Source organism: Stappia sp. P2PMeth1, from assembly GCF_900185735.1.
Lineage (GTDB): Bacteria > Pseudomonadota > Alphaproteobacteria > Rhizobiales > Stappiaceae > Stappia.
This window is the reverse complement of sequence record NZ_FYAW01000040.1, coordinates 100,604-122,329: the sequence shown is the minus strand read 5'-3', so window position 1 is coordinate 122,329 and position 21,726 is coordinate 100,604. Positions and strand designations below refer to the sequence as shown.

The following is a 21,726-nucleotide window of genomic DNA, read 5'->3' as shown; positions in this document are numbered from 1 at the left end:
TGGCGACGGTCTGGACGCTGTCGGTGGCGATCGAGCTTGCCTGGGTGGTCTCGCTGGCGCGCTCGGCGCTTTCCTGGGCCGAGGAGGAGAGCGCCCGCGCGGTCTCGTCCAGCCCGTTCGCCGTCGCGCTCACCGTCCCGATCAGCGCCTGCACCTTGTCCCGGAAATCCGCGATCAGGGCTTCCGTGCGGGCCTGGCGGGCGGCGCGGGCCTGTGCCTCCTCCGATTGCGCACCTTCCAGCCGCTGGCGTTCGATGGCGTTGTCGCGGAAGGTCTCGACGGCACGCGCCATGTCGCCGATCTCATCGCGCCGCTCGTCCATGCCGGCATCGACCGAGGTGTCGCCGGCGGCAAGACGGGCCATGACGTCGGTGAGGCGGGCCACCGGACGGGCGAGAACTCCGGCGCCGAGCCAGACCACCGCCAGCACCGCCAGCAACAGGCCGAAGCCGATGGCCAGCATGGTGTTGCGTGCCGCCACTGCGCCGGCAATCATTGCCGAATAGGGCACGTCGAGGGTGACGTACCAGCGTTCCGCGACGCCGGGGAACGTCACCGGCACGGCGGTGAGGAAGCGGTCTCCGACAAGGCTCTCCGACTGGCCGGCATCCGCGGCGCGCAGCAGCTTCAGCACCTCGCCATCCTCGACCTTCTTGCCGAGCAGGTTTGCATCCGACGTCGAGACCCAGAGATCGTCACCGCCGATGAGCTTGACTTCACCCTGGCCGAAAGGCCGGTTGGCGGACATCTTTTCCACGATGTCGGCCAGCGACAGATCGGAGGTGGCGATGCCGACGGCCTTGTCGCCCTTGCGCACCACCCAACTGATGGTGGTCATCAGCACGTCCTTGCCGTCGATCGGATAGGTATAGGGCGGGGTGATCAGGGAGCGGTTCTCGCGGACCGGCATGTCGTACCAGCCTTCGGTTCCGGCCTCCTTGGTCATGATCAACTGCTCGACCGCCACCTTCTTGTCCGCGCCGAAGTAGAAATACGGAACGAACCGCCCGTTGGCGTCGGAATACTTGTGGTCCTTGAACTCGGCATCACGGCCGTCGAGGCCGTTCGGCTCGAAGGCGAGCGTCATGCCCACCAGGTTGGGATTGCTCTCGACCGTGCGGATCATCAGATCGCCGAGCCGGTCCCGGTCGGTCATGCCATTGGCGATGAGTCCCTCGACCGCGGCGGCGGCTGTCTTGGCGACGGTCAGCGAGCGCGACACATCGCCTGACACATCTGCCGCATAGCCCGACAGCAGCGCCTGGGCTTCCCGTCTCGCATCTCCCTCGGCCGTTGACGACATCACCATGGAGCCGGCAAGGCTGACGCCGATGATCGAGACGGAAAACAGAATACCGGCGCTCACCAGCAGCTTGTTGCGGATCGACAGGTCGGAAAAGCGCATTACGAAACCCCCAGCAGGCCCCTCGGGAATAGTTCTGGCCTTATGCCTAGCTGAGGCTGCGTTACTATCGGCTTAATTCCTGAGTAGTGATCGATTAATGTGACAATTGCGGTCAAGTTGATGCGGTGCTGACCCTAAGTGCGCGAAGCAGGTCTTCGCTATCCATTCAGAGCGCCGGCTCACATCAAAGTCGTTGGGACGAGTGGAGAATTCCACGGCACACCTGGCCGGCCGCGGCTCTATTGCCGGACAGCTTCAAGGTCGATGCGGATGTCTACCTCGTCGCCGACGAGGCCGTTCTCGACCGCATAAATCATGCCGAAGTCGGAGCGGCGCAAAACCGTTCTGGCGCTGATGCCGACAACATGGGTGTCGCCGAACGGGTAGGGGCCGATCTTGTTGAGCGTGACATTGAGCGTCACCGGCCGGGTCACGCCCCGCAGGGTGAGGTCGCCGATGACGGTCCCGGTCGCCTCGGTCTCGGCGCGCGCGTCCGTCATCCGGAAGGTGATGCGCGGATGCGCGTCCGCGCTCAGGAAGTCGTCGGAGCGCAGGTGTCCGTCGCGCCGCTCGTCGTTGGAAAAGACGCTTGCCGTCTCGATGGCGACCGACAGGTCGGAGAGTTCCCGCGTGTTCTCGTCATAGGTGAAGCTGCCCTCGCCCTTGAGGAACAGGCCCCAGGTCGGCGCGTAACCGATATGCATGGCGTTAAAGACGATGGAGAAGTGGCTCGGATCGATGACATAGGTTCGCGGTTCGGCCCGGGCGGGCAGGGCTGCGGTCAGGGCTGCAAATGCGACAGCGCAAGCGGCGATGCGGGCAGGCTTGAACAGGGACACGTGCGGCCTCCTCCCTTGTGGTCCTGCCGGATCATATAGGCGCGCGGCCGACAACAGCGAGGGCAAGGGCGAACGGATCTTGCCGGCTCAGGCGTTCCACAGCCAGGCGGCGCCGCGAACGCCGGAACTGTCGCCATGCACCGCCTTGCGGATCGGTACGTCATACTGGTCGGAGAAGACGTGCCGGCCGATTTCCCGCGGCAGCAGGTCGTAAAGTTCCTCGATATTCGACATGCCGCCACCGAGCACGAAGACATCCGGGTCAAGGATATTGGCGACCATCGCCATCGCACGCGCCAGTCGCGACGCGTAGCGGTCGAGAGTGGCGGCCGCGGCGGCCTCGCCGGCGCGTGCCCGTTCGATGATCTCGTGACCCGTCAGCTTCACTCCGCTCGCCTGCTCATGGTCCCACTGGAAGCCCGTGCCCGAGCACCACCGGTCGATGGTGCCGCGCTTGCCGGTCCAGCAGTCGGGACCGGGAAACTCCTCGTCGGTCATCCAGGGCACCGGGATGTTGCCCCATTCGCCGCCGATGCCGTTGCGGCCGCGATGCGCCCGTCCGTCGATGGCGATCCCTGAGCCGCAGCCGGTGCCGATGATGATCGCATGCACCACATGCGCGCCCTTGCCGGCGCCGTCGGTGGCCTCCGAGACCGCCAGGCAGTTGGCGTCGTTCTCGATGCGAACGGGCCGTGCCAGCGCCGCTTCCAGGTCGCGGTCGAGCGGCATGCCGTTCATCCAGGTGGAATTGGCGTTCTTGACGAGGCCGGTCGCCGGCGACAGCGAACCGGGGATGCCGAGCCCGATGGTGCCGCTCCGGCCCGTTGCCGCCTCGGCGGCTTCGACCAGCCCGACGACGGCACGGATGCAGCCGTCATAGTCGTCGCGCGGCGTCGGCACGCGCAGGCGAAAACGCTCCGAGCCGTCCGCCTCCAGCGCGATGATCTCCATCTTGGTTCCGCCCCAGTCGATGCCGAGGCGAAGTGGCGCGGTGTGCGGATCTGTCATGAAGGCTGTCCGGTCGCGGGTGTGTGGGTCACGGCGGGACTTTCGCCCCGCCCGAGTCGCGCCGCGATCATAGCAAGGCGGGAGCCGTGCGCCCAAGGTGGGCGTTTGGCACCGGCTGCGCCGGGGAACGTGTTCCGTGCTCGGGCCGGCGCCCGGGCGCAGCCTCAGCCGGTCGGGGCGGCAGGTTCCTTCAGCGAGAAGCGGGCGACAACCTGGCCGTGATCGGAGGCGTCGCGGTTTTCGCGTACGCCGGGAGCGCTGCTGTCGACCAGGTGGTCGTTGAACACCTGCACATAGTCGAGATCGCCGAGGGCGGCGCGGTTGCGATAGTAGAATTCCTGGCTGAAGAAGATGTGGTCGAGCGTGCCGTATGCGCCGTTGTAGATGTGGGTCGTCATATCGCCGTGCTCGCTGCGGCGCAGGTGCACGCGCGCCGCATGGTAGAGTTCCACGTCCCAGAAGGCGCGCTTGACCGCCATGTCGCGTTCGTTGCGCCAGGGCGCCTCGCCGGCAACGACTTGGGTGGTCACAGCGTCGGTTTCGTCATTGAGATCGCCGACGACGAAGACCGGGCGGCTGTTGTCGCGCATGGCGCGCAGAAGCTCCCGGCGCAGGGCGAGTGCCTCGCCCGCCCGCAGCACCTGCGATGCGATCTCGCCGCTGGCACGCTCGAGGAACAGAAGGTTGGCCGCATCCGCCGCAGGCGATCCCTCCGGCAGGAGCGGTCGCTTCGACTTGAGGTGGGTATTGAAGAGCAGTGCCGGCACCCCGTCCGCAAGGGCGATCTCGACGATGGCGATCGGTCGGCTCGTTGCGGTCAGACGGTAGGAAAAGCCCAGTTCCCTGCCGAGTTCGATGGGGTCGGCCGAGAGGTCCTGCAGCCGGCGGTGCGCCAACGGAACGGTACGGCCGAGATAGCCGAGCCCGGGGCTCGGATCGTCCGGCCGGGATTTGTCATTGGGAAAGTGGAGCACGCTGGCAAACGGCGGCTGGGAAAGACCACGCACCGCGACCAGGGCGGCATGGCGCTCGGCGACCGCCTGCAGCGCCTCGGCATGGAACACCTCCTGAAGGCAGACATGGTCGGCGTCGAGCCGAACGAGTTGCTCGGCCAGCCACTCGACCTTGCGCGCGAAGGCGGCGCGGGAATAGCGATTCCAACTGCCGTCCGGTTTGCGGTAGTAGTTGGTCTCCGGATTGACCAGATTGCGCGCATTGAGCGTGGCGACCGAGAAGCGCGTGCGGGCCATTTGGCACCTCCTGATTGCACGGGCGGACCTTCGCACTTTGAGCGGGCGCTGCCGCTGCGTCAATGGCAGAGGTAGGCTTGCGCAGGCCATGTCGACAAACGATCCCCGCCCCGGGTTTGGGGTGCGCACTCCTGTCATTTTCCGCGATTTCAGGGATGCGTGGCGCGCGCGGGCGGACTAATCTCTGCCTCCCGATCCGCTTCGGCCCGTCCGCGCTCGATCTTGCGCGGGCCCGCATCACAAGATTTCAACGACGTTCCCCTGGGAGGACATATGACGATCTGGAGCAAACTCGCCATTGCCGGCCTTGCCGCACTCGTGCCGCTGTCCGCGTCCGCCGAGACGCGGGTGACCTACAAGTCGGCCTCCGCCGGCACGTCCTACTACCAGATGGGCGTGCAGATCGCCGAGGCGATCAAGGCCGGTACCGATGGCGGCATCATCGTCACGCTGGAGGAGAGCCAGGGTTCGGTGCAGAACGTGATGGAAGCGGCGGTGCGCCCCGGCAACTACGTCTTCACCACGCCTCCGGGCCTCGTCGGCCAGGCGCAGGGCGCCAAGGGACCGTTCGACGGCAAGGGCAACCCGAAGTTCGACGAGATCCGCGCGCTCTTTCCGATCCCCTCGCTGACCATGCATTTCGTCATGTCGGCGGACAGCGGCGTCACCGACTTCGCCGGCATGGAAGGCAAGAGCATCCTGATCGGCAAGGGTACGTTCGGTGCCACGGAAGGCGCCAAGTATCTCGAACTCTTCGGCCTCAAGGACAAGGTCAAACTTGCCGACGTGGAGCTGTCAAACGCTGGTGCTGCGCTCAAGAACGGCCAGATCGACGGCTTCGTCACGGCCAGTTCCTGGCCGGCGCCGAATGTCATCGAGGCGGCGGCCGGCACCGGCGTCACGCTGCTGTCCCTGTCCGACGAGCAGGTCGCCGAGACCAAGCGGACGAAAACGGTGATCCCGGCCGGCACCTATGCGGGCCAGGACCAGGACGTCGTCACCACCTCGCTGGACGTGGTCGCCTACACGACCACCGCGATGGACGACGACACCGCCTATCAGTTGACCAAGACCTTCTGGGAGCAGAAGGAGAAGATGAGCGCCGACGCGCCGTGGTGGGCGGGTGTGACGACGGATATGCTGGCCAGCATTTCCGGCAAGATCCATCCGGGCGCGCAGCGCTATTACGCAGAACAGGGCGTGGCCCTGACCGACGCGCAGAAATAAGGCGCAGGCGGCCGCCATACGCTCGGCTGGCCTTTGGCACGGTTACGGCCCGGACACCCGTCCGGGCCGATGGTTTTTGATCCTGCCGCACCGTTTTCGGCGCGGTCGGGCAGTTCACCAGGACGGCGTTCATGTCTCTTTCGGCCCGGCTGTTCTGGGCAGCGCTCGGTGCGCTGTCCATCGGCTTTCACCTGTGGCTGGTCTTCACCGGCCTGGTGCCCAATCTCGTCAGCCGGCCGTTGCACATGGCGCTTGCCGTCCCCTTTGTCTTCGTGCTGATGGCGCGCACCCCGTTCCAGCGCTGGACAGGCCTGCCGCTGGCAGTCATCGGCGTTGCCGCCTGCCTGTGGGTTGCGTGGAACCATCGCGCGCTTGGCGATCAGTACGGCTTCCTCGTAGACAACGGCCAGTTCGCGATTGCCCTGGTCCTGCTTGGCGTCACGCTGGAGATGGCCCGCCGGGCCATCGGCTGGCCGCTGCCGCTGGTGGCGGCCCTCGCGCTCGCCTATGCGGTCTGGGGCGAGGCCATCCCCGGCGAGTTCGGCCATCCGGGCCTGCCGCTGGCGAGCCTGTTCGGCACGCTGACGATCGCGGAAGGCGCCCTGTGGGGCAAGCTCACAGGGGTCTCCGTCTCGGTCGTCGCCATCTTCGTCATCTTCGGAGCGGTGCTGAATGCCGGCGAGGCGGGGCAGGGCTTCATGAATGTCGCGGCCGCCGCTGCAGGCCGCCTGCGCGGCGGCGCGGCCAAGGTCTCGGTGATTTCCTCCGCGCTGTTCGGCTCGATTTCGGGCTCGGCCTCGGCCAACGTCGCCTCCACCGGCGCCATCACCCTGCCGGCGATGACCCGGCTCGGCTATCCGCGTTCGCTCGCCGGGGCGGTCGAGGCGGTTGCCTCCTCCGGCGGCCAGATCATGCCGCCTTTGATGGGCGCGGGCGCCTTCGTGATGGTCGAACTGACCGGCACGCCCTATTCGGACATCATGATGGCCGCACTGCTGCCGGCCGGCCTTTATTTTCTCGCGGTGTGGGTCGGTATCGACGCCTTCTCCTTCCGCCATGTGCTGAAGGGCATCGCCCCGGAGGATCGGCCGGCTCTGCGCGCGGTCGTCATCACCTCCGCCTTCTTCCTCGTGCCGTTCTCGGTCCTGCTGTGGGGCATGTTCGGCCTCAAGGTGACACCGCAATATGCCGCCTCGCTGGCGATCCTCACTGGTGCGCTGCTCTTGGCGTTTGATGCCCGCCTCAGCTTCGACCTCCGCCGCACCCTGTTGCGGTTGGAAGAGGCGGCGGTGAATTCCGGCCGGCAGATCGCCACCATCGCGGCGATCATCCTGTGCGCCTCGATCATCATCGGCGTGCTCGGGCTGACCGGCCTCGGGGTCAAGATCACCTCGCTGATCCTGTCCGGCTCCGGCGGCTTGTTGTGGCCGGCGCTGCTGCTCACCGCGCTCGCCTGCCTGATCCTCGGCATGGAGGTGCCGACCACGGCGGCCTATGTCATCTGCGTCTCGGTCGCCGGACCCGCGCTCACCGCGCTCGGCGTGCCGCTGCTGCAGGCGCATCTCTTCGTGTTCTGGTACGCGCTGCTGTCGACCATCACGCCGCCGGTCTGCGGCGCGGTCTTCATCGCCGCCGGCATGGTCGGGGAGAACTGGTTGAAGGTTGCGGCCTCGGCGATGGCGCTCGGCCTCGGGCTCTATCTCGTGCCGCTCGGCATGATAGCCAATCCGGACCTGATCGCGCTGGCGGCGGAACCGGCCATGGCGCTGCTTGCGGCGCTCAAGGTCGGCGCGGCCCTCTCCGCCATCTCCTTCGGCGTCATCGCCCCACTCAATCCGCTGTTGCGGGCCGGTCTCGTCGCCGGCGGCGGCGTGTTGCTCTTCGTCTGACCCTGCAGGGCCGGCCGGATCGTCCTCAGCGGGTCCGTCCAAGCAGCGCCATCGTCGCCTGCGCCATCACCTTGGCGCTGTCGACCATATCGTCGATGCCGACGAACTCGTCCGGCCGATGGGCCATGTCGAGAATGCCCGGACCATAGGCGATGCAGTCGTGCAGGTGGCCGATGCGGGCGATGTGCTTCTGGTCGTAGGAACCGGGCGAGATGACATAGTCCGGGCTCTTCGCCAGCACCTCGCGAATGCCGTCGGCCACCGCCCGCACCACCGGCGCGTCGCGGTCGGTCATGGTCGGGATCACTTCCATCAGGTCGCGGACGCGGTAGTCGAAGTTCCGGCGGGTGCGGGCGAGATCGTCGAGGATCGACATGACCTCGTCCTTCACCTCGTCGAGGCTCTCCTCGATCAGGTAACGCCGGTCGATCACCATGCGGCAACTGTCGGGCACGCAAGGCGAAGGCAATCCATCGAAGCCTTCCGGCTGGCCGCCATGGACGGAGTTGATGTTCAGCGTCGAGGAGCGCGCGCCCTCCGGCACCACCGGCATGTCCGTGTGCTTGGCCGCGAGCTTGGGAAACAGCTCGCTCTCGAACCGGTCGAGCACCGCCCCCATGTGGCGCACGGCGCAGTCGCCCAGGAACGGCATCGACCCGTGCGCGATGGAGCCCTTGGTCTCGATCTCCGCCCACCACACGCCGCGATGGCCGAGGCAGATGCGGTCCTTGTTCAACGGCTCGGGGATGATCACGTGGTCGACGCGCGGCTTGGAGAACATGCCGAGCCGGGCGAGATAGGCAACGCCGCCGAAGCCGCCGGACTCCTCGTCCACCGTGCCGGAAATCTCGATGGCGCCGGGAAAGTCCGGCATCGCCTCCAGCAAGGCCTCCACGGCGATGATCGAGGCGGCGAGCCCGCCCTTCATGTCGCAGGCGCCCCGTCCATAGACCTTGCCGTCCTTCACCTCGCCGCCGAAGGGATCGAAGGTCCAGCCGTGGCCGGCCTCCACCACGTCGATATGCGAGTTGAAATGCACGCAAGGACCCGGCCGGCGTCCCTCGATACGGGCCACCACATTGGTGCGCGGATAGCGGGCGCTGTCGCCGGGCGTGTCCTCTCCCCGGATGTAGCGCACCTGGAAGCCGCGCCGCGCCAGCCGGTTGCCGATCAACTCGGCACAGGGCGTATAGGCCTCGCCCGGCGGGTTGATCGTCGGAATGCGGATGAGATCCCGGGTCAGTGCGACGACATCGTCCCGCTTGTCCTCGACACGTCTAAAAAGCGCCTCCAGCATGTGGTCTCCCGTGTTAGGACATGAAATGCGCGACCGGTGACGTCAGACGGGCATGGTGCCCCAGGCAGAACCCGGTTTCCAGCGCATCCGCAGTGCATATCCTGCGGGTTTTCCGGGCAGTTTGCCCGGCGGGAGCGGCAATGGCGAAAGACGCGGCGTCACGCGGTGGGGCCCAGCCGGGAAAATCGATCCTGCCCGCGCTCGTGCGCGAGGCACAGGGGCCGGGCGCGCCCGTGCTTGCCGCCATGAACCGTCGCCGGCTCACCGTCAGGGTGCTGATTCTGTTGGCAATCGCCAGCGGCATCCTGGCTTCGGCGCTGGTCTTCCTGCGACCGCCGGTGGAGCAGGCGTCGCCCCCGGCCGAGGTCGTCCTGCCCGACCCTTTCGCGAACCTTGCCCCGACGGCACGCGCCCACCTTCTCAATGAGGCGCCGGATGCAGGGCTGGAGCGCGCCGCCGCGTTCAAGCGGGTCTTCGGCGGCGATCCGGCCGACCTGTGCGAGGCGATCTCCGCCCTCGGCGTGCCGATGTCGGAGTGGCGGCTCGACCCCTTCGTGGCCGGCTTCTGGTATTGCGTCAGCGATCTGGCGATCATCGGGCGCGCGGGGCCGGACGGCGCCCGGTCGTCGCTCTTCGTCAATCTGCGCGGCCAGTCGGAAGGCACGCTCAACACCGCGCGGATCAAGCTCAACGGCGACAACCCGCAGACCGCGCCGGCCGCCCGCGCCGCCCTGCTGCGGGTGCTGGAGGCGGTGGGCGCGCGTTACGGCTGGCCCTGGCCGCCGGCTTTCCGGGCCGCCATAGACCGGGGGCAGCCGGTGGATCTGGAGCAGTTCGGCATGCGGCTCAGGGTATTGCCGGAGGATCCTGGACTGACTGACGACGATGCCGCGGTCATTCGCTTCAACGTCATTCTTGATTTTCCGGTCGTCGATCTTGTCGCCCCGGCGGAGCTGTTTGCGCCTTTCTCCTGGGAGGCTGCGCCGGCGCGTCGCCGCAACCGACCGGTCGGCGGGGCAACTCTCCGCGCCCCGCCATCGGGCGACATCATCTTCAGCAGCCCGGATGATGACGATGAGGTCAGCGGCCGGGAAGGGGAATGAACTCGTCCGCGTCGCCCGGCACCGTGTCGAAGCGCATCTGCCTCCAGTCTTCCTTGGCCTGGTCGATGCGCTCCTTCGAGGAGGAGACGAAATTCCACCAGATGTGGCGCGGCCCGTCCATCGGCTCGCCGCCCAGCACCAGGAAGCGCGCCGGCACACTGCCCGTCGCCCGCACGGTGATGGCGTCTCCGGGCCTGAAGACCAGCAACTGGCCGTCCTCGAAGCTCTCGCCGGCGATCTCGATGGTGCCGCCGACCGTGTAGAGCGCCCGCTCCTCGTGGCCGGCATCGATCGGCATCGAACTCCCCGGCTCCAGCGTCACGTCGGCATAGATCGTTTCGGAGGCCGTCTTCACCGGCGAGCGGGCGCCGAACATCTCGCCGGCGATGACCCGCACGTTGATGCCGTGGTCCTCCAGGAAGGGCAGCGCCTCGCGCCCGACATGCTCGAAGGCCGGGTCGGCCTCCTCGGCGTGTTTCGGCAGTGCCACCCAGCTCTGGATGCCGAACAGCTTGCGCTTGTGGCCCTTCATCTGTGGGTCCTCGCGCTCGGAATGGACGATGCCGCGCCCGGCGGTCATCCAGTTGAGTTCGCCCGGACGGATGGCAAGGTCCGAGCCCAGACTGTCGCGATGGTGGATCTCGCCCTCGAACAGATAGGTCACCGTGGCGAGGCCGATATGCGGATGCGGCCGCACGTCGATCCCGCCAGTCTCGAGGAACTCCGCCGGCCCCATCTGATCGAAGAAGATGAAGGGGCCGACCATCTGCCGCTTCGGCGAGGGCAGGGCGCGCCGCACCTCGAAGCCGCCAATGTCGCGGGCACGCGGGACGATCACGGTGTCGATGAGGTCGCATGCCCCGGCATCGCCGGGTGCGGGGTCAAGATCGGGCATCCAGGTCATTGGCGGGTCTCCCTCTGGCGGACTTGCCCGTTGCAGGACAAGCGGCTGGTCACGGACAGGCGGCGCGCTGCATCGGGCTTGCGTCGTTCCTCTGTCATCCGCTACCAACATAATGCGCCGTCGCCGGCGTTGGGGCAAATGCCGGGCGACGCGCCGTTTCCCCTGCTTGGGTTCCCTTGCCAGACCGGTTTCCGGTCTTTGCGGGGGATCGTCTCGCTTGAAGCCTCTCCCATCAGGTCGTCAGACCGCTGCCGCCTTTCAGGTTCCCGCCGCCATGCTCAACGTTCTCCTCATCACCGCCGACCAGTGGCGCGGCGATTGCCTCGGCCTCGCCGGGCATCCCGTCGTGCGCACGCCCAATATCGACGCCCTGGCGCGGGAGGCAGTGTATTTCTCCCGCCACTATTGCCAGGCGGCGCCTTGCGCGCCGGCCCGCGCCAGCCTCTACACCGGCCTCTACCAGATGACCAACCGGGTGGTGCGCAACGGCACGCCGCTCGACGCACGGCATGACACCATCGCGCTTGCCGCGCGCCGCGCCGGCTACGATCCGACCCTGTTCGGCTATACCGACCAGTCCGTCGATCCGCGCACGGTCACCGGCGACGATCCCTGGCTGCGCACCTATGAGGGCATCCTGCCGGGCATGAGCGTGCGGGTGCGCGTGCCGGAGGATCACGGCCCCTGGCTGTCCTGGCTGGCGTCTCGCGGGCACGAGCTGCCCGATCCGCGGCAGGACATGTGGCTGCCGGCGGATGGTCCGGCTGATCCGCCCACCGGCCGCCCGGCGCGCTATTCGGCCGAGGAGACCGAGACCGCGTTCCTGGTCGAGGAGTTCCTGCGCTGGCTCGGCGAGGTGGAGAGCGCGCCGCCGGCTCGCGCCAAGGCCGGCGGCCGGCCCTGGTTCGCGCATCTCAGCTTCATCCGCCCGCATCCACCCTTCATCGTGCCGGAGCCCTATGCTTCCATGTACGATCCCGCCGAGGGACCGGCCTTTCGCGGCGCGGCAACGCCGGGCGAGGCCGCTCGCCTCCATCCCTTCCTCGACTACGCGATCGGCCAGCAGGAGAAGTCGGATTTCGTCTGGGGCGCGCGGGGCACGGTGCGCGACTGGGACGAGGCCGTCCGCCGGCAGTTGCGTGCCACCTATTGGGGCATGGTCTCGGAAGTCGATGCCCAGATCGGCCGCCTCGTCGCCGAACTGAAGGCGCGCGGCGAGTGGGACAACACCTTGGTCGTGCTCACCGCCGACCACGGCGAGATGATGGGCGACCACCAGCTCTTCTCCAAGCTCGGCTTCTACGATCAGGCCTATCACATCCCGCTGATCGTCCGCGATCCGCGCAAGAGCGAGGGCCATGGCCGCACGGTCGAGGCCTTCACCGAGTCCGTCGACATCATGCCGACGGTGCTGGAAGCGATCGGCGCGACCTGTCCGCCGTGGCTCGACGGGGCGCCGCTGACCGCGTTCCTGGAAGGGCGGGTTCCGGCCGAGTGGCGCGATGCGGCGCATTGGGAGTATGATTTCCGCGAGGTTGCGACCGGCGAGGCGCAGGCCGCGCTCGGCCTGCCGCTCGATGCCTGCTCCATGAGCGTCATTCGCGATGCGGATGTGAAATACGTCCACTTCGCCGGCCTACCGCCGCTGCTCTTCGACCTTGCCGCCGATCCGCACGAGACCCGCAATGTCGCCGAGGACCCGGCCTACGCCTCGCTGCGACTGCGCTATGCGGAGAAGATGCTGTCCTGGCGCGCGCGCCATCTCGACCGGCGGCTGACCGGTATCGAGCTGACCGAGGACGGACCGGTCGACGCGCGGGCGTAGCGTCTAATCATCGTTCAAAATACGCCGTAGGTTCTCTGGATTCAGGCGTTGCCTTCGATCCAGTATAAATTTTTCTATTGGTTTTTCTTCATCTTTTTGTTGGTTGTTATCTGGTATTTTCGATGCTCTTATTGCTGTTGTTATTTTTTCAGAAATAAATTCTGCGTCGGTAATTATTTCTCGAAATCCTTCTTTTAGGTCGGGATAGTTAACTACAAAAGTACCGAACGCAAGAACTCCCGCGATCAGTCGTGCGTATATGGAGCCTTCTTCAACTTTCCCAAACTTGACATAGGCGCCTGAGTGGCGGATTCCGTTTCTCCATTTGCTTGTGATTATATTTTTTGATAATGAATATAAGAATTTGTCCGAATTTGTTTCGTGAATTTCTATAGGTGAATCAAATTTTATAATCAATTCAAATTGAGATACTTGATTGTCGTACCCGTGTTTTTGGTAGTTAAATTCTGAAAGTCCTTCATCTATCAGCCATTTATTTCCTGTTTCTTTTATAAATTTACCTCTTGTTAAAGTGTTTCCAAAGGGGTTTTCTGAATTTTCCAGGTTTGCGATGTAGATTATTTCGTCAAAGCTGGGGGCGCTGACCTCGGGCGCTTCGAGTGAGATTAGGTCGATATCAAAGTGTTTGTTTGAAACCATGTTATTTTTCCGTCTGGCGAAGCTCAGAGGTTAGCTGACGGGTTGCCTCTGATCAATCTGGCGCAGGTGGGAGGCGGAAGTGAAATGCTTCCAGTTCGCCGGCCGGCCGCTGCTGTTTTTCGGACGGCCCGGTCGACGCCAGGGGCGCCTGACCGGCAGGGATCAGGCGGACGCGGGAACGCGCTCGTCCTCTGCCGGCTGCTCCTGTACCGCCGCCGTGTCCGCTGCCGGGATGTTCGCCCGGCAGGGGCCGAGCAACGTCTGGCAGATCGGCCAGCGGTCGGTGTTGCCGAGTGCCGTCACCTCGCGCACCACATCGGCGACCGTCTCGCGCAGCCAGCGATGCGCCGGCTCGGCGTCGTCGCGCCCATGCCAGATCAGCGAGACGGTGAAATCGTCCAGCTCCACCGGCGGCTCGAAGATCTCCAGGTCCAGCATCTCCGCCTTGGCCAGCGCGATGCGCGCCGGCAGGCAGGCGACGAGATCGGCCTTGGCGACCGCATAGGGCGCCATGATGAATTGCGGCAGCGTCAGGAACACCCGGCGCGACAGGCCGCGATTGGCAAGCTCCCGGTCCAGCGTGCCGCCGGTTCCGCTGCGCGGCGTCACCAGCACGTGCTCGGCGGCAACGAATTGCTCCAGGGTCGGCCCCTGCGGCCCGAAGCGCCCGCGCCGGGCGACCCCCACCAGCCGATCCGAATAGAGCGGCATCGCCCGGTGGCGCGCCTCCAGCTCGCCGGCAACGCCGATGGCCATGTCGATCTCGCCGTCGTCCAGCATCGGCGTCATGCCGGCCGCGCGGGAGTTCTTGATGTGCAGGTCGAGCTTGGGCGCAGCGTTGCGGAACCGCAGGATCAGCGCCTCCAGCAGCACCGCCATCGAATTGTCGGTCATCGCGAGCCGCACCGACCGATCAAGATTGCACGGGTCGAAGGCCAGCGCCGGGGCAATCGCCTCCTCGATCCGCCGCAGCGCCTCCGACACCGGCATCGCCAGCGATTGCGCCCGCGCGGTCGGCTCCATGCCTCTCCCTGAGCGCACGAACAGCTCGTCGTCGAACAGTGCGCGCAGTCGCGACAGCGCGTTCGACATGGCCGGTTGCGACAGGCCGATGCGGCGCGCGGCGCGTGTGACGTTGCGCTCGCTCATGAGCGCGTCGAACGCCACCAGCAGGTTGAGGTCGACCGAGGATATATTCATCTCGTCAATGTTCCCGGATATCCAAAATCAATTGGACGATAGATGGATCGTGACCCACTTAAGGTCGCGTAGCAATCGCGCAAGTCCCGTCTCCCGGCTTTTGCGTTCTTCGGGCGGAAGAAGGCAGGGAGACGGGACTTGCGCGATCCAGCCAATCCCGTTCATCAGGAGGGACGGATGATCCGTTTGAACATCAATGGCCAGGATCGCGAGATCGATGTCGATCCCGAGACGCCGCTGCTCTGGGTCCTGCGCGACGAGCTCGGTATGACCGGCACCAAATACGGCTGCGGCATCGCCGCTTGCGGTGCCTGCACCATCCATCTCGACGGCATGGCCGTCCGCTCCTGCCAGACCATGGCGAGCGATGCGGAGGGCATGGCCATCGTCACCATCGAGGGTGTCGACGGCAAGGCGGCCAAGGCCGTCCAGGCCGCCTGGCGCGAGCTGGAGGTGCCGCAATGCGGCTACTGTCAGTCCGGCCAGATCCTCGCCGCCACCGCGCTTCTGGCCGAGACGCCGAAGCCGTCCGACGAGGACATCGACATGGCGATGAGCGGCAATGTCTGTCGCTGTGCCACCTACACCCGTATCCGCGCGGCGATCCATCGCGCTGCCGAGACGATGGAGGGCTGAGCTCATGTTTCATGTGATGAAGCGCATGCAGGACGCCGCCGCGCGTCCCACCCGCCGCAACTTCCTGAAGATGTCGGCGGTCGCCGCCGGCGGTCTCGTCGTCGGGTCGCGGCTTGCGGTTCCGGGTATCGCCCAGGCGAACGGCGCCTCGACCGAGGACGCCTTCACCCCCTTCATCCGCATCTCGCCGGAGGGCATCGTCACGGTGCTCAACAAGCATCTCGACATGGGCCAGGGCAATGCCACGGGCCTTGCGACACTCGTCGCAGAGGAGCTTGATGCGGCTCCCGAGCAGATGCGGGCCGAATTCGCTCCGGCCGATACCGGGCGCTACAAGAACCTTGCCTTCGGCATGCAGGGCACCGGCGGCTCCACCGCCATCGCCAATTCGTTCGAGCAGTACCGCAAGGCCGGCGCCACGGCCCGCGCCATGCTGGTCGCCGCCGCCGCGAAGGCCTGGGGCGTTCCGGCTGCCGAGATCACCGTCTCCGCCGGCACGATTTCGCACGGCTCCGGCAAGTCCGGCACGTTCGGCGAGTTTGCCGAGGCGGCGGCGAAGCTCGAGGCCCCGGCCGAGGTGACGCTGAAGTCGCCCGACCAATGGGTCTATATCGGCAAGTCCTTCCCGCGGCTCGATGTGCCGAACAAGACGGTCGGCGCGCCGAACACCTACGGCATGGACGTCCAGCGCGACGACATGCTGGTCGCCGTGCTGACCCGCCCGCTGGCTTTCGGAGCGAAGGTGGCCTCCTTCGACGCTTCGGCCGCCAGGGCGGTGAAGGGCGTCGTCGACGTCATCGAGGTCCCGGGCCACGGCGTCGCGGTGCTTGCGACCTCGACCTGGCCGGCGATCAAGGCCAGCGAGGCGCTGGAGATCGAGTGGGACGAGACCGGCGCCGAAACCCGCTCCTCCGATGCCCTGTTCGCCGAATTCCGCGAGTTGGCCGAGACGGCCGGTCCCGTGTTCCGCGACGACGGCGATGCAGAGGCCGCGATTGCGGGCGCCGCAACCGTGGTCGAGCAGGTCTTCGAGTTCCCGTATCTCGCCCATGGCATGATGGAGCCGATGGTGCTGACCATCCATGTCGAGGGCGAGCGGGCGAGCCTCTGGTACCCTTCTCAGTTCCAGACGGTCGACCAGCAGACGGCCGCCGCCGTTCTCGGTATCGCGCCGGAGAATGTCACCATCCACACGCTCTATGGCGGCGGCTCGTTCGGCCGGCGTACTACGCCTGATGCTCGTCACATCGTCGAGGCGGCGACCATCGCCAAGCTCTGGGGCAAGTCGCAGCCGATCAAGCTGGTCTACACCCGCGAGGACGACACGCGCGCCGGCTACTACCGGCCGATGGGCGTCCACAAGGTGCGCGCCGGGCTCGACGCGGACGGCAACCTCGTCGGCTGGCATCACCGCATCGTCCAGCAGTCGCTGATGTCCGGCACCTTCTTCGAGCAGTACATGGTCCATGACGGCATCGACGAGACCTCGGTCGAGGGCATCAAGGATGCCAGCTACGCGATCCCGGCCTTCCATGCCGAGCTGCACTCGCCAAAGGTCGGCGTGCCGGTGCTGTGGTGGCGCTCGGTCGGCCACACCCAGACGGGCTATGTGGTCGAGGCGATGATGGACAAGGCGGCGCGCGCTGCCGGCGTCGATCCGCTGGAGTTCCGCCGTCGGCACCTAGCGCAGCCTTCCGGCATTGCCGAGCGCGACAAGGACAATGCCCGCAAGCTCGGCGTTCTGGAAAAGGTCGCCGAAATGTCCGGCTGGGCGGGACCTGAGAATGGCGACCGCTTCCGCGGCATCGCCGTGCACAAGTCGTTCAACACCTATGTGGCCGAGGTCGCGGAGGTCAGCCGCCGCGACGATGGAACCTTCAGGATCGAGAACGTCTGGTGCGCGGTCGACTGCGGCGTTGCCGTCAACCCGGACAACGTCAAGGCGCAGATGGAAGGCGGCATCGGCTACGGCCTTGCCGCGGTCCTGTTCAGCGAGATCACCCTGACCGACGGCCATGTCGACCAGGTGAACTTCGACAGCTACCGCCCGATGCGTATCGAGGACATGCCGCATGTCGAGGTCGAGGTCCTCGCCTCGGCGGAGGCGCCGTCCGGTGCCGGCGAGCCCGGCACGCCGCCGATCGGTCCGGCCGTGGCGAATGCGATCCTCGCCGCCACCGGTGAGTTGCCGGCGGTGCTGCCGCTGACCAAGACGGGCCTCGCCTGAGGGCCATGCCGAGATGAACGAACGGGCCGGCGCGTGTGCCTCACGCGCCGGCCCGTCTTGCTGCACCTTGCTGCGCTGAGGCTTTCGCCCGGTCTCAAGGACAGGGGGCGCCGAGTTCGAGCTCGTAGGTGGTCCTGCCGATGCCCTGCGGCGGCACCGGCTTCAGATAGACCGTCAGATCGCACTCCTGGGTTCTCACTTGCCATTCGCGCGCGCCGTCCGCGCGCGTGCCGGTGTTGGCGACATGGCCTATCGGCGCCTGGCGCAGGGCATCGGCGACCGCCGCGCTGGACAGGATGGTGCCGATCTGCTCGGCGCTGTCGTAAAAACCCGACACTGCCGCCTGTGCGGGCGCGGCGGCGAGTGTCAGGGCGAAGGCGGTGGCGAGGAATTTCATGGCTCGGCATCCTGAAATGGCATGTCCGACGATGCGACCAGCATCGCCAACTTCCCAGTCCTATCCCGTTCACCCATGCATGGTCCATCGTTCCGACACGGCTCCAGGCCGCGCCGACATGCCGCGCCCGACATAATCTCATTGGCCGATGGCTTTTTTGCATTTCCGCCGAAGGCCCTCTCGGCCCTAGCATTTTTCCGGTCCAGTCCGCTCGCGCGTTGGGTGCGGGGCCCGAACCGGGGAGGGGAGATTGCAGCCTTTCACCACCAACCAGGTGCCGCGCATCGTTGCCGGGCCGGGGCGCAGCGCCGAGATCGGCGCCATCGTCGCCGAGCTTGCCGGCCCGGGCGCCTGCGTTCTGCTGGTCGCCGACAACGGCCTGACCGGCATCGGTCTCACCTCCCGCATCGCCGGCTTTCTCAAGGATGGCGGCCACCGGGTCGTCACCCATGACGCGATCCTCAGCGATCCGAAGGAGCCGGCCGTCGCCGAGGCGGTGCGGATCGCCCGCCAGGAGGGGGCCGGTGCCGTCGTCTGTCTCGGCGGCGGCTCGGCGCTCGATGCCGGCAAGCTTGTCGCCGCGATGATCGGCGCCCACGGCAACCTCGAGGACTACCGGCTTGCCGCCGCCGCGCTGCCGGTGGCGCGCGTGCCGCTGGTCTGTGTGCCGACCACCGCCGGCACCGGCTCGGAGGCAACCGCCGTTTCCGTCATCTCCGATGCCGGCGGCACCAAATACTGGTACTGGGCGCCGGCCCTGAAGCCCGATGTCGCCCTGCTCGACGCGCGCCTGACCATCGGCCTGCCGCCGCAGCTCACCGCGGCCTGCGGCGTCGACGCCATCGTCCATGCCATGGAGGCGGCGACGGGTCGGGCCGCCTTCACTGAGAATTCCCGCATCTGCCACGAGGCGATCCGTCTCGCCACGGCCAATATCGACCGCGCCGTCGCCGAGCCGAACGACCTGGAGGCGCGCGGCGCCATGCTGCTGGCCGCCACCTGGGCCGGCATCGGCATCGACAATGCCGGCACCGGCCTGGCCCACAACATCGCCCATGCGCTGGCAAGCCTGGTGCCGATCCATCACGGCCGCGCCGTCGCCATCGGCATGGCCGCCTCGCTCGGCTGGTCGATGGAGGGGGAGGAGGAGGCTTATACGGAGGTCGCCCGCGCCTTCGGCTGCGCCCATTACGGTGAGCTGCCGATGGCGTTTTCCGGCCTTGTTCGCCGCCTCGGCATTCGCCTGTCGCTGGCCGCCGACATCAATCGTCTGCCGCCGGAGCGTCTTGCTGCCCGCATGGCCGCGCCCGAGAACGCCCCGATGCGCAATGCCAGCCGCCGCCTCGTTACCGACGACGACCTGCTGCTGCTGGCCGAGCGCGCGCTCGGCTTCGGCTGACGATCCGGGGAGGAATGCGGATGAACCCTTTGCAGGCGCCCGCCGCCGTCGTAGCCTTTGCCGAGCGGCGGGAGGATGCACGCCGCCCGGGATCCGCAAGCATGACCACAAGCCCGATCGACCGCCGCCGGCTGCCGCTCAATTCGCTGCGCGCCTTCGAGGCCGCCGCACGCCAGATGAGCTTCACCCGCGCGGCCGAAAGCCTCGGCGTCACCCAGAGCGCCATCAGCCGCCATATCCTGAACCTGGAGGAGGTGATCGGCGCCCAACTGTTCGAGCGGCGGGGCTCCTCGCTGGCGCTCACCGCCGCCGGCCAGGACCTCATCGCCAATGTCACCCCGGCGCTCGACCGGCTGCAGGCCGGGCTCAACGCCATCTGCGAGATCGACCGGGGCGGCACGCTGCGCCTTGCCCTGCCGCCGTCCTTCGCCATCCGCATGGCCGCGCCGATCATCGAGACCTGCCGCGCGCAGGGCGGCGTCTCCATCGAGATCGACACGCCCTACGTGCTGGAAAGCCTCGACAGCACCGTGCATGACGCGGCCGTCGTCTTCTCCCGCCCGCGCGTCACCGACCAGGTGATGGACCTGTTGTGGATGGAGGAGCTGACCCTCCTGTGCCGGCCGGACATGGCGCCGCGCCTGCGCGAGGAGGGGATCGCGGCGGCGCTTGCCCGCGAGACCGTCATCCACATCCGCAACGAGGCCGGCCGCCACACAGCCTGGGTGGAGCTGCTGCGCGCCGCCGGCGTCGCCGCAACCCTGCCGCAGGGCGTCGTCTTCGACACCGCCTATATGGCGCTGGATTTCGCCGCCCGCGAGGGCGGGCTCGTCGTCGCCGACCGCCGGCTTGCTGCGCGCGACATCGCCGAAGGGCGGCTCGCGGCCCCGCTCGCCGTCACCGCCGCCTCCGGCTTCGGCTATTTCATGCTGTTCCGTCCCGACGACCTGCAGCGCGAGGCGGTGCAGATCTTCCGCCGCCGCATGCTGACCGAGTTCGCACCCTCGCTCGAACATCTCCCGACCGAAAGCGAGCGGGCGCAAGGGGCGGCCTGACCGCGGGGTCCCGGCGCGGGTCGCAAATGCGACAGCGGCGGGACGGATTTCGGCCATTGGGCCTTTGCCGCCGCCGGGCTAGGCTGGCATCCGCCCTCCGTTTTTGACCGGGCCCGCCATCAGGAAGGACCTCTCGCCCTTGCAGAAATATTCGGCCTTCTCGCTGCTGCGCAACGCCCTGTCCGGACACCGCGACTGGCAGCCCGCCTGGCGCAAGCCCGATCCGAAACCGGCCTACGATGCCATCATCGTCGGCGGCGGCGGCCATGGTCTTTCGACCGCCTATTATCTCGCCAAGGAGCACGGCCTTACCAACATCGCTGTGCTGGAAAAGGGGTGGCTTGGCTCCGGCAATATCGGCCGCAACACCACCATCGTGCGCTCCAACTACATGCTGCCCGGCAACAACCGCTTCTACGAGTGGTCGATGAAGCTGTGGGAGGGCCTGTCGCTCGACCTCAACTACAATGTGATGTTCTCCCAGCGCGGCATCCTCAACCTGGCGCACACCCCGTCGCAGCTCGACGACTACGCCCGGCGCGGCAACTCCATGCGGCTGGAAGGCATCGATGCGGAGCTGCTCGGCCGCGAGGAGGTCGCGCGCAGGGTGCCCGGCCTCGACATGTCGCCGGACGCCCGCTTTCCGGTGCTCGGCGGCCTGCTTCAGCCGCGCGCCGGCACCGCCCGCCACGACGCGGTCGCCTGGGGCTACGCCCGCGCGGCCGATGCGCGCGGCGTCGACATCATCGAGAATTGCGAGGTCACGGGCTTCCTGCGCGAGGGCGGGCGGATCGTCGGCGTCGAGACGACGCGCGGCGAGATCCGCGCGCCCAAGGTCGGCGTCGCCGTCGCCGGCAGCACCTCGCAGGTGCTGCGCCTCGCCGGCGTCGAGCGCCTGCCGATCGAAAGCCACGTGCTGCAGGCCTTCGTCTCCGAGCCGGTCAAGCCGATCCTCGACTGCGTCGTCACCTTCGGCGCCGGCCACCTCTACATTTCCCAGTCCGACAAGGGCGGTCTGGTCTTCGGCGGCGACATCGACAAGTACAATTCCTATGCCCAGCGGGGCAACCTGCCGGTGGTCGAGCATGTCATGTCGGAGGTGAGCGTGATGCTGCCCTTCGTCTCGCGGCTGCGGCTGCTGCGCAACTGGGGCGGCATCATGGACATGAGCATGGACGGCAGCCCGATCATCGCCACCGGGCCGCTGCCCGGGCTCTATCTCAATGCCGGCTGGTGCTACGGCGGCTTCAAGGCAACGCCCGCCTCCGGCTGGTGCTTCGCCTGGACCATGGCCAAGGACGAGCCGCACCCGCTCAACGCCCCCTTCACGCTCGACCGGTTCCAGCGCGGCTACGTCCTCGACGAGCGCGGCGCCGGCCCCTATCCGAAGATGCACTGAGAGGAC

18 protein-coding genes are annotated in these 21,726 nt (G+C 67.0%); 9 read left to right on the top strand and 9 right to left on the bottom strand.

What is annotated here, in order from left to right; genetic code table 11:
• The 4 genes from P2PM1_RS22180 to P2PM1_RS22165 form a co-directional block, all read right to left on the bottom strand.
• On the bottom strand, positions 1-1,405 hold a 1,405-nt coding region (locus P2PM1_RS22180; RefSeq protein WP_186400588.1), incomplete at its 3' end, for a methyl-accepting chemotaxis protein.
• Positions 1,406-1,644: 239 nt separating this feature from the next.
• Positions 1,645-2,244 carry a YceI family protein gene (locus tag P2PM1_RS22175; RefSeq protein ID WP_208985377.1) on the bottom strand — a complete coding sequence of 200 codons (600 nt, stop codon included), beginning with the start codon at positions 2,242-2,244 and terminating at the stop codon, positions 1,645-1,647.
• An 87-nt stretch (positions 2,245-2,331) separates the two neighbouring features.
• Positions 2,332-3,252 carry an ROK family protein gene (locus tag P2PM1_RS22170; RefSeq protein WP_186400587.1) on the bottom strand — a complete coding sequence of 307 codons (921 nt, stop codon included), beginning with the start codon at positions 3,250-3,252 and terminating at the stop codon, positions 2,332-2,334.
• Between the two features lie 164 nt (positions 3,253-3,416).
• Positions 3,417-4,502: an endonuclease/exonuclease/phosphatase family protein gene (locus P2PM1_RS22165; protein WP_186400586.1), complete on the bottom strand. Its 1,086-nt coding sequence runs from the start codon at positions 4,500-4,502 to the stop codon at positions 3,417-3,419.
• A 273-nt stretch (positions 4,503-4,775) separates the two neighbouring features.
• Between P2PM1_RS22165 and P2PM1_RS22160 the strand changes: the two genes are divergently transcribed.
• Entirely contained in the window at positions 4,776-5,729 is a 954-nt protein-coding gene (locus P2PM1_RS22160; RefSeq protein ID WP_186395073.1) for a TAXI family TRAP transporter solute-binding subunit, read from the top strand.
• Between the two features lie 131 nt (positions 5,730-5,860).
• The gene (locus P2PM1_RS22155) at positions 5,861-7,618 is read left to right on the top strand and encodes a TRAP transporter fused permease subunit (RefSeq protein WP_186400585.1); all 1,758 of its coding nucleotides are present in this window, start codon (positions 5,861-5,863) and stop codon (positions 7,616-7,618) included.
• A 25-nt stretch (positions 7,619-7,643) separates the two neighbouring features.
• Here P2PM1_RS22155 and P2PM1_RS22150 read toward each other — a convergent pair whose 3' ends face one another.
• Complete coding sequence (locus P2PM1_RS22150) at positions 7,644-8,915, bottom strand: acetylornithine deacetylase/succinyl-diaminopimelate desuccinylase family protein (RefSeq protein ID WP_186400584.1); 1,272 nt, start codon at positions 8,913-8,915, stop codon at positions 7,644-7,646.
• Between the two features lie 140 nt (positions 8,916-9,055).
• Between P2PM1_RS22150 and P2PM1_RS22145 the strand changes: the two genes are divergently transcribed.
• Complete coding sequence (locus P2PM1_RS22145) at positions 9,056-10,018, top strand: DUF6030 family protein (protein WP_186400583.1); 963 nt, start codon at positions 9,056-9,058, stop codon at positions 10,016-10,018.
• Here the strand turns inward: P2PM1_RS22145 and P2PM1_RS22140 are convergent.
• Positions 9,996-10,922 carry a pirin family protein gene (locus P2PM1_RS22140; protein ID WP_186400582.1) on the bottom strand — a complete coding sequence of 309 codons (927 nt, stop codon included), beginning with the start codon at positions 10,920-10,922 and terminating at the stop codon, positions 9,996-9,998. The genes P2PM1_RS22145 and P2PM1_RS22140 overlap by 23 nt on opposite strands.
• Positions 10,923-11,196: 274 nt before the next feature.
• On the opposite strand from P2PM1_RS22140, the gene P2PM1_RS22135 reads away from it, so the two are divergent.
• Positions 11,197-12,747: an alkaline phosphatase family protein gene (locus P2PM1_RS22135; protein WP_186400581.1), complete on the top strand. Its 1,551-nt coding sequence runs from the start codon at positions 11,197-11,199 to the stop codon at positions 12,745-12,747.
• A gap of 3 nt (positions 12,748-12,750) precedes the next feature.
• Here P2PM1_RS22135 and P2PM1_RS22130 read toward each other — a convergent pair whose 3' ends face one another.
• Positions 12,751-13,407 (bottom strand): hypothetical protein, encoded by a 657-nt coding sequence (locus P2PM1_RS22130; RefSeq protein WP_186400580.1) that lies wholly within the window; start codon positions 13,405-13,407, stop codon positions 12,751-12,753.
• Between the two features lie 162 nt (positions 13,408-13,569).
• The gene (locus tag P2PM1_RS22125; RefSeq protein ID WP_186400579.1) at positions 13,570-14,607 is read right to left on the bottom strand and encodes a LysR family transcriptional regulator; all 1,038 of its coding nucleotides are present in this window, start codon (positions 14,605-14,607) and stop codon (positions 13,570-13,572) included.
• Positions 14,608-14,784: 177 nt separating this feature from the next.
• Between P2PM1_RS22125 and P2PM1_RS22120 the strand changes: the two genes are divergently transcribed.
• Together P2PM1_RS22120 and P2PM1_RS22115 are read left to right on the top strand one after the other, a co-directional pair.
• Positions 14,785-15,243 (top strand): (2Fe-2S)-binding protein, encoded by a 459-nt coding sequence (locus P2PM1_RS22120; RefSeq protein WP_186389898.1) that lies wholly within the window; start codon positions 14,785-14,787, stop codon positions 15,241-15,243.
• Positions 15,244-15,247: 4 nt separating this feature from the next.
• On the top strand, positions 15,248-17,470 hold the full coding sequence (locus tag P2PM1_RS22115) for a xanthine dehydrogenase family protein molybdopterin-binding subunit (protein WP_186400578.1): 2,223 nt from the start codon (positions 15,248-15,250) through the stop codon (positions 17,468-17,470).
• A gap of 94 nt (positions 17,471-17,564) precedes the next feature.
• Here P2PM1_RS22115 and P2PM1_RS22110 read toward each other — a convergent pair whose 3' ends face one another.
• Positions 17,565-17,867, bottom strand: coding sequence for a hypothetical protein (locus P2PM1_RS22110; protein WP_186400577.1), 303 nt, complete (start codon positions 17,865-17,867; stop codon positions 17,565-17,567).
• 250 nt (positions 17,868-18,117) lie between these two features.
• On the opposite strand from P2PM1_RS22110, the gene P2PM1_RS22105 reads away from it, so the two are divergent.
• The 3 genes from P2PM1_RS22105 to P2PM1_RS22095 all read left to right on the top strand — a co-directional run bounded on the left by P2PM1_RS22105 (position 18,118) and on the right by P2PM1_RS22095 (position 21,720).
• Positions 18,118-19,266, top strand: a complete 1,149-nt coding sequence (locus P2PM1_RS22105) for an iron-containing alcohol dehydrogenase (protein WP_186395063.1) — start codon at positions 18,118-18,120, stop codon at positions 19,264-19,266.
• A gap of 101 nt (positions 19,267-19,367) precedes the next feature.
• Entirely contained in the window at positions 19,368-20,321 is a 954-nt protein-coding gene (locus P2PM1_RS22100; RefSeq protein WP_186400576.1) for a LysR family transcriptional regulator, read from the top strand.
• 139 nt (positions 20,322-20,460) lie between these two features.
• A complete protein-coding gene (locus tag P2PM1_RS22095; RefSeq protein WP_186400575.1) occupies positions 20,461-21,720 on the top strand; it encodes a sarcosine oxidase subunit beta family protein in 1,260 nt (419 codons plus the stop codon).
• Positions 21,721-21,726 lie beyond the last annotated feature (6 nt).